Origin of the sequence: Rheinheimera salexigens, from assembly GCF_001752395.1 — a bacterium.
In the GTDB taxonomy this organism is placed as follows: domain Bacteria; phylum Pseudomonadota; class Gammaproteobacteria; order Enterobacterales; family Alteromonadaceae; genus Alishewanella; species Alishewanella salexigens.
In genome coordinates this window covers 1,482,949-1,498,940 of record NZ_MKEK01000001.1, presented here as the reverse complement: position 1 = coordinate 1,498,940, position 15,992 = coordinate 1,482,949, and the positions used below count along the sequence as shown (strand labels likewise).

At 41.7% G+C, this 15,992-nt stretch carries 13 protein-coding genes and 1 riboswitch; of the genes, 6 read left to right on the top strand and 7 right to left on the bottom strand.

Translation table 11 applies throughout. The annotated features are described in order from the left end of the window. Positions 1–16 precede the first annotated feature (16 nt). Complete coding sequence (mgtE, locus tag BI198_RS06905; protein ID WP_070048896.1) at positions 17–1,366, top strand: magnesium transporter; 1,350 nt, start codon at positions 17–19, stop codon at positions 1,364–1,366. 4 nt (positions 1,367–1,370) lie between these two features. Here mgtE and BI198_RS06900 read toward each other — a convergent pair whose 3' ends face one another. The 4 genes from BI198_RS06900 to BI198_RS06885 form a co-directional block, all read right to left on the bottom strand. Continuing rightward, entirely contained in the window at positions 1,371–2,135 is a 765-nt protein-coding gene (locus tag BI198_RS06900) for a DUF2884 family protein (RefSeq protein ID WP_235605268.1), read from the bottom strand. 110 nt (positions 2,136–2,245) lie between these two features. Then, entirely contained in the window at positions 2,246–3,829 is a 1,584-nt protein-coding gene (locus tag BI198_RS06895; RefSeq protein WP_235605267.1) for a DUF342 domain-containing protein, read from the bottom strand. Positions 3,830–4,010: 181 nt separating this feature from the next. Further along, on the bottom strand, positions 4,011–4,346 hold the full coding sequence (locus BI198_RS06890) for a hypothetical protein (protein WP_070048894.1): 336 nt from the start codon (positions 4,344–4,346) through the stop codon (positions 4,011–4,013). A 59-nt stretch (positions 4,347–4,405) separates the two neighbouring features. After that, positions 4,406–5,068 (bottom strand): DUF2982 domain-containing protein, encoded by a 663-nt coding sequence (locus BI198_RS06885; protein WP_070048893.1) that lies wholly within the window; start codon positions 5,066–5,068, stop codon positions 4,406–4,408. A gap of 208 nt (positions 5,069–5,276) precedes the next feature. Here BI198_RS06885 and BI198_RS06880 point away from each other — a divergent pair, with 208 nt between their 5' ends. The 3 genes from BI198_RS06880 to msrA all read left to right on the top strand — a co-directional run bounded on the left by BI198_RS06880 (position 5,277) and on the right by msrA (position 10,146). Further along, the gene (locus BI198_RS06880; protein ID WP_070048892.1) at positions 5,277–6,332 is read left to right on the top strand and encodes an efflux RND transporter periplasmic adaptor subunit; all 1,056 of its coding nucleotides are present in this window, start codon (positions 5,277–5,279) and stop codon (positions 6,330–6,332) included. Between the two features lies 1 nt (position 6,333). Further along, on the top strand, positions 6,334–9,462 hold the full coding sequence (locus BI198_RS06875) for an efflux RND transporter permease subunit (protein WP_070048891.1): 3,129 nt from the start codon (positions 6,334–6,336) through the stop codon (positions 9,460–9,462). 147 nt (positions 9,463–9,609) lie between these two features. After that, complete coding sequence (gene msrA, locus BI198_RS06870) at positions 9,610–10,146, top strand: peptide-methionine (S)-S-oxide reductase MsrA (protein ID WP_070048890.1); 537 nt, start codon at positions 9,610–9,612, stop codon at positions 10,144–10,146. Between the two features lie 378 nt (positions 10,147–10,524). On the opposite strand, the gene BI198_RS06865 is transcribed toward msrA, so the two are convergent. Both BI198_RS06865 and BI198_RS06860 read right to left on the bottom strand, forming a co-directional pair. Next, positions 10,525–12,294, bottom strand: coding sequence for a TonB-dependent receptor domain-containing protein (locus BI198_RS06865; protein WP_070048889.1), 1,770 nt, complete (start codon positions 12,292–12,294; stop codon positions 10,525–10,527). Positions 12,295–12,328: 34 nt separating this feature from the next. Continuing rightward, a riboswitch (cobalamin riboswitch) is annotated at positions 12,329–12,514 on the bottom strand. A 95-nt stretch (positions 12,515–12,609) separates the two neighbouring features. Beyond that, positions 12,610–13,092 carry a YajQ family cyclic di-GMP-binding protein gene (locus tag BI198_RS06860; RefSeq protein WP_070048888.1) on the bottom strand — a complete coding sequence of 161 codons (483 nt, stop codon included), beginning with the start codon at positions 13,090–13,092 and terminating at the stop codon, positions 12,610–12,612. Between the two features lie 118 nt (positions 13,093–13,210). Between BI198_RS06860 and BI198_RS06855 the strand changes: the two genes are divergently transcribed. Beyond that, the gene (locus BI198_RS06855; RefSeq protein ID WP_070048887.1) at positions 13,211–13,567 is read left to right on the top strand and encodes a VanZ family protein; all 357 of its coding nucleotides are present in this window, start codon (positions 13,211–13,213) and stop codon (positions 13,565–13,567) included. Continuing rightward, positions 13,534–14,487, top strand: a complete 954-nt coding sequence (locus BI198_RS06850) for a ketopantoate reductase family protein (protein WP_070048886.1) — start codon at positions 13,534–13,536, stop codon at positions 14,485–14,487. The genes BI198_RS06855 and BI198_RS06850 overlap by 34 nt, the downstream gene beginning before the upstream one ends. On the opposite strand, the gene thiI is transcribed toward BI198_RS06850, so the two are convergent. Beyond that, the gene (gene thiI, locus BI198_RS06845; protein WP_070048885.1) at positions 14,475–15,932 is read right to left on the bottom strand and encodes a tRNA uracil 4-sulfurtransferase ThiI; all 1,458 of its coding nucleotides are present in this window, start codon (positions 15,930–15,932) and stop codon (positions 14,475–14,477) included. The two genes, BI198_RS06850 and thiI, sit on opposite strands and share 13 nt — an antisense overlap. Between the last annotated feature and the right edge of the window lie 60 nt (positions 15,933–15,992).

Below are 15,992 nucleotides of genomic sequence, written 5' to 3'. Positions count from 1 at the left end.
AATTAGGGAATCCTATATGGCTGATAGCCAACAACTTGATATTGATGAAATTGTAAGAGATAGCTTTAATTTAGAAGATGCTATCCAACTTACTGATAAATTAAGTCAATTAGAACCAGAAGAAGTCGCCATTGCTTTAGAGGCCATGCCGTTAGAGCAGCGTGTTAGCGCTTGGCTAAGTTTACCGCCGGAAGAGCAAATAGCGGCTTTAACTTACATGCGGGTGGATGCGCGGGCCAACGTCTTTAAGCAATTAACAGAGCAACAACTAAAAACCTTAGTTGAAGAGATGGACGTTGATGATTTAATAGAACTATTAGACGAACTTCCTCCAGCAATTTATGATTATGCCTGTTCAAGGCTAGATGTTAGCCAACGTCGTTGGTTAGATACCGCCCTAACTTATGATGATGAGCAATGTGGTCGTTTCGCTGATCATAATATGTTAATTATTAATAAGAATGCCAAAGTACGCGATGCACTGCGTTTATTTCGCGAACTCGCGGCAGATACCGAATATCACGAAGCACTCTTTGTGGTTGATCGTAATGGTTGCTATGTCGGATTAGTCCATGCCACTCAGTTATTAGGCTTAACCGATTTTCAAGCCATTGAAAATATTATAGATCAAGACGCACCTTGGATTGAAGGCGAAGTTGCGCTAGATCAAGCCTCCGATATGGTTTCTCGCTCAGGTTATAATGCTTTAGCGGTGGTAGATGAGAATCACAAATTATTAGGCCGACTATCTATTAGTCGTGCCTTTGATATTGTCCGGCGTAACCTAGAAAATCAGTTTATGCTTACTGCCGGTTTAGACGAAGATGAAGATTTATTTTCACCAGTTATAGCCAGCGCAAAACGGCGTGCGCTTTGGTTAGGTATTAATTTACTAACTGCGTTTCTTGCAGCATGGACTATTGGCTTATTCGAAGCCACATTAAACCAAGTCGTTGCCTTAGCGGTATTAATGCCGGTTGTTGCTAGTATGGGCGGCATTGCAGGCAGCCAAACGTTAACCTTAATTATTCGTGGCTTAGCCATGGAGCAAATAACCCCTAGCACTTATATGGCCTTACTACGTAAAGAGCTAGGTGTGGGTACGCTAAATGGTATTTTATGGGCTTTAGTTATCGCTGTAGTCACTTATTTTTGGTTTGGTGATTGGGTAATAGGCGGCATTATTGGTTTAGCCATAGTCATCAATATTATTGTTGCGGCAATTTCTGGCGTCATGATCCCAATTTGGTTAAAGAAATTTAATATTGACCCTGCGCTTTCTGGATCAGTTATTTTAACCACGGTTACCGACGTTATTGGTTTTTGTACATTTTTAGGTTTAGGAACGTTATTTTTGCTTGGCTAACAGTTTAATCTTTAAGCTTAACCACATCATAATGCTGCAGTTCGGGTAATCTTTGCTGCAGCATTTGTTCAATCTTTTCAATTTCTTGCATCCGCTGGCAAAACAAGGCGGTTTTCTGCTCTAACTCCACCGCTTTTTCATCTAAACTTAAACTAAGTTTATCAACCATATCGCCCACTGATTGCCAGTCTTGGTTTTCGCTACGCTCAAAGTTACTATCTGAATGGCGCAAGGCATCTCGCAATGCTCCCCATACCGCACCTACCGTGCGTCTGGCCAAGTTATCGAGTTGAGGCTTAAGCTCGCCATGTAAAAAATAATCTAGCTCGTTAAGACTTTGCGGTGCTAAATAGAAGTGCTCATTAGAGCGAACAAATCGAGACATCCATTGGAAAGTGGTTTCGCGTACCAACGCTCGCCACTCAGCTTGCTGTGATTGACTTCCAATACCGCTAAACATGGCTTCTATACTGGATAAGCCCAGCTCTACACCATCAACAGCGATACTAACAATCTCGGGTACAAAACGGCGTAAGCCTTGACTATATTGACGAAGCAAAGCGGTTTCTTCAGCATCTAATGCTATCCATTCACCCCGAATAAACAGTTGTTGATCAGCATTGATCTGCACATGGGTGCGGTTGTTTTGCAAAATACGAATATGATCAGGCGCGATTAAAATACCATGGCCAAATGCCATATTGCACTCAGCCGCTAAGCCACTAGCAGAGAATAAAAATAGTAGTACAGCAAAAAAACGATTCAACACAACTCATCCATAATATTCAACCAAGTAAAGCTTAAGGTGAATTTAAAGCAAAATCACTACCATATAGCGCAGCTTAAACACCACTCAACCCCTTTATAATTGCAGCCAGCTTAAAAGTAAGGTTCAACTACCGCAGCGGCATCAACTAGCAATATTTTACTTGGCCCATATTCACGGCGAGTACGTATTTTTTCAGAACCAAAATGCACTTCTACTGCCGCAAACAATTGCTGTTTGGCAACAATAATAGTTTGGTCTAAAATAGTTTTGCGCTCTAACTCTAAGGTTTTAACCTGATCAATCAACTCAATTGCAGCATCTCGCTGGTCATTAAACTCTTGCTCTAACTCAGCACAACGTTGATCTATTTTTTCACTGCCTTTAAGCTTTTTAAGGGTTTCTAACTGTTCTTTATTTTGCAGCATCTGAGTTTTTGCTGCAGAAATTTTACTGCGTAAACTTTGCTGTTGCTCAGCAATAGGATCAATTAATCTATTGAGTTTAATTAAAATATGACTACTAGAGGCGGCACCTAAACAACCGGTGTAAATGGCATAATCCACATCAAAATCACCGCCAATAATTTTACCGTTGGGGTTAGCTTCAGGACCGGCATACACCTTCGCTGCACTCACCGAGCAATGCATCATTTGTTTATTAATATATAAATTGCCGCCACAACTCATTTTGGCATATTGTGCCAGATTGGCTTGAATATCGCCGGTAGCTTTTAACTCGGTACTATAAATAAAAGTACTGTCAGCTAAATTAATTTGATGGCCTATAATGGAGCCATTAATTTTAATATCCCCACCAGCTTCAATCAGCGTACCTTCAACAAAGCCTTTAATAAAGATATTACCACCGGCTATTACTTTCATGCCTTCGGTAATGTCACCATTGATAATAACCGAGCCTCTAAATTTAATATGCCCTGTAGTTAAATCAACATTTTTGACCGTAAACACTTCATCAACTGTTGCGCCAGCCTCTAAAACGCGTGGTAAACCACTTCGAGCTGCAACTAATAGATTGGCATCACTCGCACTGATCTCAGTGCCCTCGCCCACATTCCAGTCCACATTTTGCCCTGGTACCGCTTGAAAGGCTGTACCTGTAACACTTATACCATCGATACCCAGAGTCGGCGGGTGACGCTGCATCACAACATCCCCAGTATTTACGGCAGGAATTTCACCAAAGTCACGCAGATCTGCTTTCTCATCTGACTGAATAATAGGTTTATTCCGTCTACTTTCCATATTGGGTATTTTGGCTTCAAAGCGTGAATTTAAGCCGTGTTCAACGGCTCGGCCTTTAGCTATTAGTAGTTTTAATTTTGCCCCTGGTTCCGCTTTACTAGCATGGGTGACGAGTCTAATAATATTTTCTTTACTAAAGCCATAAACAATTCCACTAGCTTGGGCGGCTTTAACCAGCTTATTGGCGGATATAGACTGACCACCCCAAGCTGTAGTAATAATAGCGTAAGCTTGCATTTGCTCATCGGCAATTTCAAAGCTTATTTCAGCATCAACCATTTCAGCAATGGCATAGCTTAAATTAGCTTCAGACTTCAGCTTAGACTTGATTTTTTGTTGTAATGTTTGATATTCATGCAACAAATTAGTGAGCTGCTCTGCTTGGATACGACAGCGTCCATAACCAGCTTGCTCTAAATTTTTTTGAATCATATCAACGTTAAGCGCCTCAAGCGTCACTGGCACGAGTATTTTTATTGTTTTATTGTGCTCGATAAATTGCATTTAATTCCACTACTTTAGATTACAGCATGACAGCCTGACAGCCTGCCCTAATGAAGCAAATTAAATCAAAGAAGGCAAGCCCTGAATAATAACAGGGCTAAATTAGCGACTAAATATAGCTATCTTGATGAATACGGATAAATAAATCAGTACCCGCTTTACTGTAATCAATTTTATATTCTTTATTATTGATAGCTTGAACAAATAATAAAATTTTAGTCTCGCCAAATACTTCTGCACCAGAAATATCAACAACTTCCATATACTGTTCTTTTGCTTCGACGCGGTTGGCAGGCACTTTATCAGTAAACTGCTTAACACCATTTCTAGTAATAATAACGACCGGATCACTTTCTTCATTAATAACAATTAAATCTAGTTTTTTATTTTTATGTATTAAAGTATTACGTCCACTGGTTAAAAAAGCCTTTTCATAAGTGCTCATCTGTATTCTCGCTAAAAATTCATTATCGCCAACATTATGATACAGTCACCCCTGAGTGTCTAGGTTGGTGTACCTGCTACATATTGCAATCTCGCTGCATTAATTTGTCGACATAAGCTCTGCACATCTGCTTTGGCTAAACTAATTGGCACAAACAACTCATAACCGGTGCTGTCTGCTAAGCGTCGCATCCGCCAGCCAAAAGCAGCTTTAATGCCCTTATACACTTGTTGAGCAGTAACAAAGTTATCTACTTCAGATAAGGCTTCAGTACCGCACTGCCCAGTCTCACAACCTTTTCGTACCGCGTCAAGATACAAAGGCCTTTGCTCGGTAATAATTGCCACAGCTAAGCGTAACGGTAAATGCTGCATAAACTGGTCGTAATTAGTGACTTTAAAGCCAATAAAAGCTAAATCATTATTATTATATTCCGGCACGCCACTGTACAAAAAACATGACCAAGGTAATAACCAACTGCCCTTGCGATGAAAGTAACGCACACCTTCAGCATCTAGTTGTAATAAGTAAGCTGGCTCAGCTAATTTGGCCCAACCGGCAAAAATACCAATACCTGCAATAATTATCGCTAGAGCGGCGATTAAACCAAACTGTTGCTGCCATAGTATAATGATGATAATAAAAATTAAACAAACACTGCTGATAAGGAGTAGTTTAGCGCCGCCTTGACTTGCAGGACTGTCAATAAGTTGTTGCTGCATTTAGATATCCACTTATTTAATTTAATTATTAATGACGCTTTTATTTTTACATTTTTCACATAAATAATAAGGTTAATACTTACATCTGCCCTTACGATACGACCAATACCGTTACGAGTGCGATAACAGGAAATTACTTGTTGTGTTTTTTCCATACAATAAGCTCGATAATAAATTATAACTATTAAAACGATTTTGCGGAGTTTATGTGACAAGAGTTCATTCTAGATTAATTTGGGTGATATTAATTAGCCTATTAGTGTTTATTGCTTATTTATATTGGGATCCCTCTGCGCAAAATAATCAGCGTCGAGGTGGAGACTTTCCTGTCGCTGTAACCACTGCCTCGGTTAGCACCAGCGCAATGATAAAAAGCGTTTCAACATTAGGCACTGGAATTGCTAACCAATCGATTAAAGTGACCTCGCCTACCAGCGATTTTATTATTGAGCTCAATATACAAGAAGGTAAAGCGATAAAAAAAGGCGCGGTGATAGCCCGTTTAAATGATATTCAAGAGCGCGCTCGTGTGACAGAGCTTGAAGCTATTTTGTCTGATCAAAAACGTCAATTAGGCCGTTTAAAAAATCTAGCCAGCACCCAAGCCACCGCTCAGTCTTTAATTGATGAACAACAAACCCGAGTTAATACCAGTGTCGCCCAACTTGATATTGCTAAAGCGCAATTAGCCGAAATGACCATCACTGCGCCTTTTGACGGTTATTTAGGTTTACGCCAAGTTAGCAAAGGCGCTTATTTAAATAGTGGCTCTGTTATTACCACTTTAGATGATTTAAAAACGCTTAAAGTCGAATTTAGTGTCGCCGAGCATTATTTAGCGGCGATTAAATTAAACATGCCGTTTAACATTAAAAATGCGGCTTATGGCGATATTGCTTTTACCGGTAAAGTCAGTGCCATTGATACCCGCTTAGATCCTGTTACCCGTACCGTTACCGTGCACGGTTTAATTGATAATAGTGATTTACGTTTACGTCCTGGTATGTTGTTAAATGTCCAGTTGGTACTTGATCAGCGTGAAGTGATGCAAATTTCTGAAAAGGCCTTAGTGCCTCAGCAAGATAAGCAGTTTGTATATTTAGTTAATGCTGACAATAAAGTGTCGCGCCGGGAAGTCAAAATTGGTCAACGTATTCCTGGCTGGGTTGAAGTTATTTCCGGCTTAAACAATGGCGATGAGATTGTCGTTGAAGGCATTCAAAAGCTCCGCGAAGGCAGTATCATAAATCGGGTTGGAGCATAATATGTGGCTATCTGATACCTCAGTTAAGCGGCCGGTTTTTGCCACTGTCGTCAACTTATTGTTAGTTGTATTTGGCATTGTCTGCTTTACCATGTTACCGCTGCGTGAGTTTCCTGATATTGATTCACCTATTGTCAGTATTAGCACAAATTACCCTGGTGCATCGGCAGAAATTATTGAATCTAAAATTACGCAATTGATTGAAGATCGGATCAGCGGCGTTGAAGGCATAAAAAACATTACTTCAAGTAGCCGTAATGGCCGCTCTAACGTCACGATTGAATTTAATGTTGAACGTGATATTGATGCTGCCGCTAACGATGTTCGAGAACGCGTAGCCCGAGCCTTAAATAACTTGCCGGATCAAGCAAACCCACCTGAAGTTTATAAAGCCGGTGATGATGAAAGCACCATTGCTTGGTTTGTATTAAACAGTGAAAATATGACCTCACTTGAACTTACCGATTATGCCGATAGATATATTGTTGAGCGTTTTTCGGTGGTCGATGGTGTGGCACGTTTACAATTAGGCGGTGCCCGTGATTATGCCATGCGCGTTTGGCTAGATCATGACGCCATGGCCTCTCGCGGGGTAACAGTACAAGATATTGAGACTGTGCTACGCAATGAAAACGTTGAACTGCCTGCGGGTAATATAAAGTCGACTGAACGCGACTTTACCGTGCGGGTGGTTCGTACTTATAAAACCCAACAAGACTTTCGCCGTTTAGTTATTAAGCGCGGTGACAACAATTATCTAGTCCGGTTAGGTGAAGTAGCAGAAGTCATACTGACAGCCAAAGATATAGAAAGTGAGTTTCGCGGCGATGGCAAAAACTTACTGGGTATCGGCATTATTAAGCAATCTAAAGCCAATACACTAGAGGTAGTTAGGAATGCACGGGCTGAAATGGAGCGAATTAAAGCTTCTTTACCCGATGGTACCACCATAGAGCCTGGTTATGACTCTTCGCTATTTATAGCCGAGTCAATTAAAGAGGTTTATAACACTTTAGCTATTGCGATGGCGTTAGTGGTTTTGGTTATTTTCTTATTCTTAGGTAATATTCGAGCCACTTTTATCCCAGCGATTACCGTACCTGTCGCACTAGTATCCGCGGTCACCGTTTTATATGCACTGGATTTTTCAATAAACTTATTAACTTTATTAGCCATGGTTTTGGCTATCGGTTTAGTAGTAGATGACTCCATTGTTGTACTCGAGAATATTTACCGTCGCATTGAGCGCGGTGAGCATCCATTACTGGCCTCTTATCGCGGTGCCCGTGAAGTTGGCTTTGCGGTTATTGCCACTACCTTAGTACTGATTTCAGTATTTGTCCCCCTTATCTTTATGCAAGGTCAGTTAGGTAAACTGTTTACCGAATTTGCCCTCGCTATCGCTGCAGCGGTGGCTTTCTCTAGTGTTGCAGCTTTAACCCTTACGCCCATGTTATCCAGCAAGTTATTGGCGCATAAAAAGCGCGACAGCAAATTAGGTCTTTGGTTACATGCGGGATTTAATAAGCTTGAAACCGCTTATCAACGCCAATTAGATGTTGTTTGCGCCACTAAGTGGCCAGTGATGATAGTGGTAGTGTTATGTTTTATTGCTAGCTTTTTACTGGTGAAAATTTTGCCTAGCGAATTAGCCCCCTCAGAAGACCGCGGGACCTTCTTTGTGATGATGAGCCCTGCCGAAGGGGCAAGCTATACCAGCAATAGCCGTAATATGCGCTTAATTGAAGATATTTTAATGCCTTATTATGAAAAGGGTGAGTTTAATCGCTTATTGCTACGCGTGCCAGGCTGGGGTAATAGCGGTGGCGTGGCCATCGTTGGTTCAGAAAACTGGACTAATGGTAAGCGCAAAACTCAAGAGCTGATGACAGAAGTTAGCCAAGAAATTAATCTGCTACCCGATGTTCGTGCATTTACCTTTATGCGCAGCGGTTTAGGTGGCGGCGGCGGTGGCAGTCGACCTATTAGCTTAGTGTTGCAAGGTAATACCTATGAAGAACTAGCCCGTTGGCGAGATATAGTTATTAACAAAGCGGCCGAAAACCCGAATATTTTAATGCTAGATCACGATTATAAAGAAACCGTACCACAAGTATTAGTCGAAATTAATACCGAACGTGCCGGTGACTTGGGTATTTCGGTTGGTGCTATTGGTCGCGCTTTAGAAGCCATGTTAGGCGGGCGTCGCGTTACCACCTTCCTCGATCGCGGTAAAGAGTATGACGTTATTATCGAAGGTAAAGATGATGATTTCTCAGCTCCTGGCAGTATTTCTAATGTGTATTTAAGATCAACTGTATCTGGGCAGCTAATCTCGCTAGACAACTTAGTGACATTAAAAGAAGAAGCGACATCTTCCAGCTTAAATCGTTATAACCGTATGCGAGCGATTACTTTAAGTGGTGGTTTAGCCCCCGGTTATAGTCTAGGTGAAGCGCTTGAGTATCTTGAAGATGTTGTTAAAACAGAAATTCACGATACGGTAGGTATTGACTACAAAGGCGAGTCATTGCTGTTTCAAGAAAGTGGTGATGCTACGCTAATGGTGTTTATTCTGGCATTGCTTATTACTTACCTAGTATTAGCAGCTCAGTTTGAAAGCTTTATCCATCCATTGGTGATCTTAATTACCGTACCACTGGGCTTAGTCGGCGCCTTATCGGGCCTATATTTTAGTGGCATGACACTGAATATATACAGTCAAATAGGCCTAGTGATGCTGATTGGTTTAGTGGCAAAAAATGGTATTTTAATTGTTGAGTTTGCTAACCAACTACGTGATGCTGGTGTTGAATTTAGTCAAGCCATTAAACAAGCAGCAAGCCAACGCTTACGACCGATAGTGATGACAGCTTTTACGACCTCGATGAGTAGTATTCCGCTTATTGTTGCCAGCGGCCCAGGCTCAGAAAGCCGAATGGTTATAGGTATGGTTATTTTCTGTGGTGTAACGTTAGCCACTTTAATGACTATCTATGTAGTACCGGTGACTTATATGGCATTTGCCCGTAATACAGGCTCACCTAAGCGCTTAGAGCAAGAGCTAGCAAAGTTAGAGCAACAGCATCAAGATGAACATGCCGCAGATGAAGTCGTTAGCGAAAGATAATAAATCTCTTTGGTAGCGATTCCTAACTAACTAGCTCCATGATAAAAGCGCCCTAATTTATATTAGGGCGCTTTTTGTTAAGTTCTGCGACAATGCAATGAGCTATAGTAAAATAGCCGTTGAAAAGTTTAAATTCTGGAGAAAGTCATGTCATTACAAACCGCCACCTTTGGTGCAGGTTGTTTTTGGTGTTTAGATGCTGCGATGAACCAACTGAATGGCGTTAAGCAAGCCTTAAGTGGCTATATGGGCGGCCCTGCTAATTTAGCTCATTATCAAGCTGTGTGTTCTGGACAAAGTGGTCATGCCGAAGTGGTGCAAGTGGTATTTGATCCGAGTATTGTTAGCTATGAACAATTATGCCTAGTGTTTTTTAGTTTGCATGATCCAACCCAGCTCAATCGACAAGGTCATGATATAGGCACTCAATACCGCTCAGTCATTTTTTATCATTGCCCTAGCCAATTAGCTCTAGCCGAAAAACTAATTAAAAATTTAACAGAACAAGCGGTTTTCAATAAAACAATAGTGACGGCTTTAACGCCAGCTAGCGAGTTTTTCGCTGCTGAGAAACAGCATCAAAATTACTTTCAACAACACCCAGAGCAAGGCTATTGCCAAGTGATTATTGCGCCTAAAATGGCAAAGTTTCGCCAACAATATTCAGAATTACTTAAAAGCTAAATTTTTAACTATTATTTCAAAGCCGAATTTAAGTGTATATACGGAACGGTTTACCCACACTAACACGCCGTAAACCCATCCCTGGGGGCTCATTTACGCCCGCCCAGGGCTGCAATGGTTAGTATAGAGTAAAACCGTTCCTCAATGCTTTATCTTTTCAGCTTTCATTAAACACTCAAAAGCCAACATTTAAAACTTAAGTGTAGATCCGGTTCGGTTTACCCACACTAACACGCCGTAAACCCATCCCTGGGGGCTCAGTTCCGCCCGTCCAGGGCTGCAATGGTCAGTTTAGGGTAAAACCGAACCTTAATAATTCACCTTAGTCAGTTATTTCAATTAACTAAACACTCAACACTAAGCACTTAATATTATCTCTCAAAGTGAATAGCTAAGGCTTAGGGTAAAATTAACCCCAGCTGTGGCATAACCGGCACTGGTTTGGTATTGCTTATCCAATAGGTTATTCACCGCGCTACGCAACACTAAGTTAGTATTAAGCTGATAGCTACCACCAAGCCCCCAGACGGTAAAACTGGGTACATTAGCGACAGATGCAAAAGCGCCTTGATAGGTTGAACTTTGATAATCTGCAGTCACAAAAGCAGACCAATTTGTCGCCATATAACTCCCGCGCCAATTTAAAGTGTTTTCTGGCCGACGTTCTAATTTATTACCTGTAGTACTATTTTCAGTATCTAACCAAGCGTAAGATATTTCGCTATTAAACTGCTGCCATTGCTTGGCGATACTCAATTCTATGCCACTAATTTTGGCTAGTGTGACATTTTCAGCTTGTTCGATACCTTGAATAAGGTTAGTGATATCGCGGCTAAACCAGTTTAATTCTAACTGCAACTGCGCAGTGTTATAACGCACGGCTAATTCATCCGCTAAAGATTGCTCAGGCTTTAAATCTGGATTGGCAAAACCTGGATAATATAAGGCATTAAATGACGGTATTTTAAATGCAGTAGCCCGGCTTGCTCGCACTAACCACTGCTCAGTAAAATGGTATCCGGCGGCGAGTTGCCAAGTGTTTTCACCACCATATTTATCAAACACATCGCGCCGAGCAGCAGCCTCTAATTGCACGCCGTGCTGCTGATAATTAATGCCGGTAAAAAGCGCCCGATTAATCCGACTGGTTTGCTCATAAGGTGTGGCAGATTGACCCACTTGTTCTTGATACCAGTTAACGCCCGCTAATACCGTGAAAGCGTCGCTTAACGGCGTTAAGGCTTGATAGTTAAATTCATCGCGCTCGGTAATAAATGGTGAGCGTGAATTTGGACCAAAAGTAGTATCAGCATCCAAACTACGGCTTAGCTGTAATTGATGCTGCCACTGACCGACTTGATGCTGCCAACCCAGAAGATAACTACGATTTAAGGTATCAGACTGATCTTCATCACTCCAAGCTGTATCAAATTGATAACGCCCAGAGCTAATATCGCCTTGTAACTGCCACAAGCCAAAATCGGTATGATAATCTGCAGCTAATTTAGCAAATTTTTGCTGATAACCGTCTTTATCGGCATCTAAATCTGGCTGGACATTAAAGCCATCTGCTCTGCTTAGGCCAACCGTCGCGCGTAATGTTAAATCATCCACAGCATGACTAACGCTAACATCAGCACCGACTTGGCCATAACTACCGGTATTAGCGTTCATTTCAACGCCGTTGCTGCGTCTAGTGGTAATGGCAATAATGCCGGACAACGCATCTGCGCCGTAAAAAGCCGCTCTTGGGCCACGGATAACTTCTATCCGCTCTATTAACTCAAGCGGTAACATGGAGAGGGTTTTATAACCTAATGTAGCCGACCCTAAACGCACCCCATCTATTAACACCAAGCTATGGCCGGTATTACCACCGCGGATGTAGACACTGGCATTTTGGCCACGACCACCATCACGCGATAAATTAATACCAACAAGTTGCGCCAGTAAATTAGGTAAATCGCCAGCTTGGCGAGCAACTATATCATCACGCTCTAATATTGTTACGCTAGCTAACAGTTGTTGTTGTGGTGTCGCCGTTCGATTGGCATAAATACTTATATGTTCTATTTCAGTAGCGATAACAGAAGGTATAAAAGTGCTACTACACGCAACTATGGCAGTCGCAAAAACAGGTTTAAACATGAAAACTCCAAAAGTGTGCCCACCGCACCTTTGCAATATAATGAATTTTTCGGCCGGTCTCCGGGCTGACAACCTGCTTGCGCCTACTCTTGCCTTCCCATCATTTGACAGTGGCTGTTAAGAGTATTCAGTAGTTTACCGTTGCGGGGGCAGCTCTGGATTCACACCAGATTCCCGTTTACCTGCAGTTTACTGCAGCACCAGAAAAAGCGGCTTCCTGATGAAGCCGCGAGCAGTTTAGCCTGAGCAATTTATAGCGTCAATAGGCTTCTAGACGTCTTTATGTAAAAAAACAATAAATCAGCGTATAAACTATTAGTCACGGAAGTTATTGAACTGAAAAGCTTGTTCTAATTCAGCACCACGCACAACGGCCATAGCATCTTGTAGATCATCGCGCTTTTTACCGGTTACTCGTACTTGTTCACCTTGAATTGAAGCTTGTACTTTTAACTTATTATCTTTAATGAGTTTGACTAACTTTTTTGCCATAGCCGCATCTATACCCTGCTGTAAGGTTAAATTTTGACTATAAGTTTTACCTGAATGCACCACATCCTCGTCTTTAAACGAGCGCACATCTAAGCCGCGCTTAATTGCTTTGGCTAAAAATATTTCGAGCATTTGTTGTAGCTGAAACTCAGCTTCTGCCTGCATAGTGATCAGCTTTTCTTTGAGGGTAAATTCTGCCGTTACGCCACGGAAATCAAAACGGGTCGCTAACTCGCGATTGGCGTTTTCCACTGCATTTAAAACTTCTTGCTGATCGACTTCAGAAACAATATCAAATGATGGCATGCTAACTCTCCTAAACTTAAGCATTTTTGTCTGCTAGCGATTATAACCACAAAACTGCTACAATCCGAGCTTGTTCTGAACCAGAAAGCTGAAATAGGTAGCTTATATAGGAGCCTTTGTGCCACAACAATTTTATCGCATCCTCTGCATCTTAGGTTTTGCTGTTGCAACAGCAAGCTTTTTAGCCGAGCTACAAGGTTATCGAGTGGCTGGCGGACTAGCCCATTTAGATAAACTCGCCCATTTTATTATTTTTGCGGTGCTAAGCGGTTTATTATGGAAAGGCTTTAAATTAAAGTTGATACCTGCGGTTATTTTCTTAAGTAGTTATGGTGCCGCCATAGAATTGGCCCAGCATTACTTTACTCGTCGCAACGGTGATTGGCTGGATTTATTGGCCGACATTGTTGGCATAATCAGTTTTTATCTCTGTAGAGCACTATGGCATTATATTCGACCACGCCGTCAGGCTTAACCTGGACCATTGTTGGCCAAGGCGCAATAGGTTTACTAGCCGCAACTCATTTACAGCAACAGGGAGCGGAAGTAGCCCTACACTTACGCCAAGCTAAACCGGTCGATTTACTCTTTACCGCTCATAATGGCCAGCAACAGCAATATTGCTTTTCTGCGGCAAGATCTGTCACTGCATCTTATCAAAATGTGTTAGTACCGGTAAAAAGTTATGATGTCATTGCCGCGGTGCATCAGTTACAACCGCTGCTTAGCAGTCATGCTCAATTAGTCATAACTCATAATGGTATGGGTATTATTGAGCAAGTTTTACCCCTATTGCTACCAACGCAAGGTTTATGGTTTTTAACCACTACCCATGCGGCGCTTAAAACGTCTGCCAGTGCCTTGCAGCATACCGGCCAAGGCCAGTCAGTATTAGCGCCTATAAACTCTGCCGCGCAGCAGGAATTAATTAACAAAACAGATGGCAACAAAACAAGCATAAGTAATGCTATGGCAATAGCGTTAGGCCCGGTGCAAGTTGTCAGCGACATCCAACCCTTTTTATGGCAAAAATTACTCATCAATGCGGTAATAAACCCGTTAACGGCAATTTACCATTGCAAAAATGGTCAGTTATTAGCACCGCAATATGCGGCAGATATCTTGCAGATTGTGACTGAGGTATGTGCCGTTAGTAAAGCAGCAGGCTATGCGCTGTCGGTTGACGACGCCATGCTACGCGTCCAGCAAGTTATGCTGGCAACCGCGAATAATTTTAGTTCAATGCAGCAAGATGTTGCCCATCAGCGCCGTACTGAAATTAACGCTATATCAGGATTTATTGTTAGCCAAGGCCAGCAGTTAGCTATCGATACACCGCGCAATTTGCAGCTACAACAACAGGTATTGCAGCTGCAACAAGCTTATGGTCGATAAACGGCTACATTACTAAAGCCTTGATCTTGCATTACCACCGCTTGCAACCGGCTCATCACGCCTTTTTCGCAGTAAAAATAATACTGTTTGCTTTGATCTAAATTAGCGAACTGACTACTTAAGCGGAAGAAAGGTAATTCAATCACTTCTACTTCAGGTAATTGTAATGGTTTTAAATCGGTTTCTTCTGGCGGACGAATATCTAACACTATGCCATTAGCCGCTAATTCACTTAACTCACTTACAACGTGCGCTTGCTGATCAGCTTGATAATCAATAGTGCGAATATCTAGCACTTTTGCTTGTTGTACCGCGTTATCTAATACTGAAAAGTCAAAGTTATCTTCATTAGCCAGCACCTCAGATAACACTGCATTTATGGTGGGCTTGCGCGAAATAACACCACAATATTCAGGCATACTTTTAGCAATATCTTCAGCACCAATCTGCTTTGCTAGATCAATAATCTGTTGTTTATCATGATAAATTAACGGCCGTAAAATCAACATATCCGTCACGCGATCAATGGCATTTAAATTAGCGATAGTTTGGCTAGACACTTGGCCTATACTTTCGCCGGTCACAATCGCTTTAATACCCAGTTTTTCAGCTACGGTGCTAGCGGCACGCATCATCATACGCTTTAGCACCACGCCCATCAGGCCGTTGTCTATTTTCTCTAATATTTCATCGACTACCGGAGCAAAGTTGACACTAACAAACTTCACTTTATGTGACAGGCTATATTTATGCCAAATTAGATGCGACATTTCACGCACACCGGCTTCATGCGCGGCACCGCCCAAATTAAAAAACACATAATGGGTGCGTAGGCCTTTGCGGATCATTAAATAACTGGCAACGGCTGAATCATAACCACCCGAAATTAATGACAATACATCAGACTGTGATGGAAGCGGGAACCCGCCCATGCCGGCATGAGATTGCCGAACCATAATGAGTATGTCACGTTTAATTTCGATATTAACCACGACATCTGGTTTTTTAAGTTGCACTTTAGCACTGGCAACCAATTGATTTAAGCCACCGCCAATATAACGTTCAGCATCGATAGAGCTAAAGTCATGTGTGCCCATGCGCCGGGCTCGAACACAAAAAGTTTTATTTTCTAATTGGCTGGCATAAACCGCTTTAACTTGCTGATAAATATCATCTAACGTACTAAATTGACTCGACTGCATTTCAGAAAAATTGACAATACCGGGAATACAACTTAAACGGTCGATCAGTTTTTGCCTTAATGCTGCGCTGTCGCTATCACAACGGACGATTAAATGATCAAAATTATTATTCACGCGCACTGATGGCTCAACTTGAACTAAAATCGTTTTTAAGTTGCGCTCTAATAATTTAGTTTGACGTTTACGGACAGAATTGCTTTTAATAACAATTTCCGGGTGCAGCTTTATAATAAATTCAATCATGATTCGCTAGAGTTGAAACAGAAAAAAGTGGCGCAGATTATAGCGGATCTCTGACTAAAG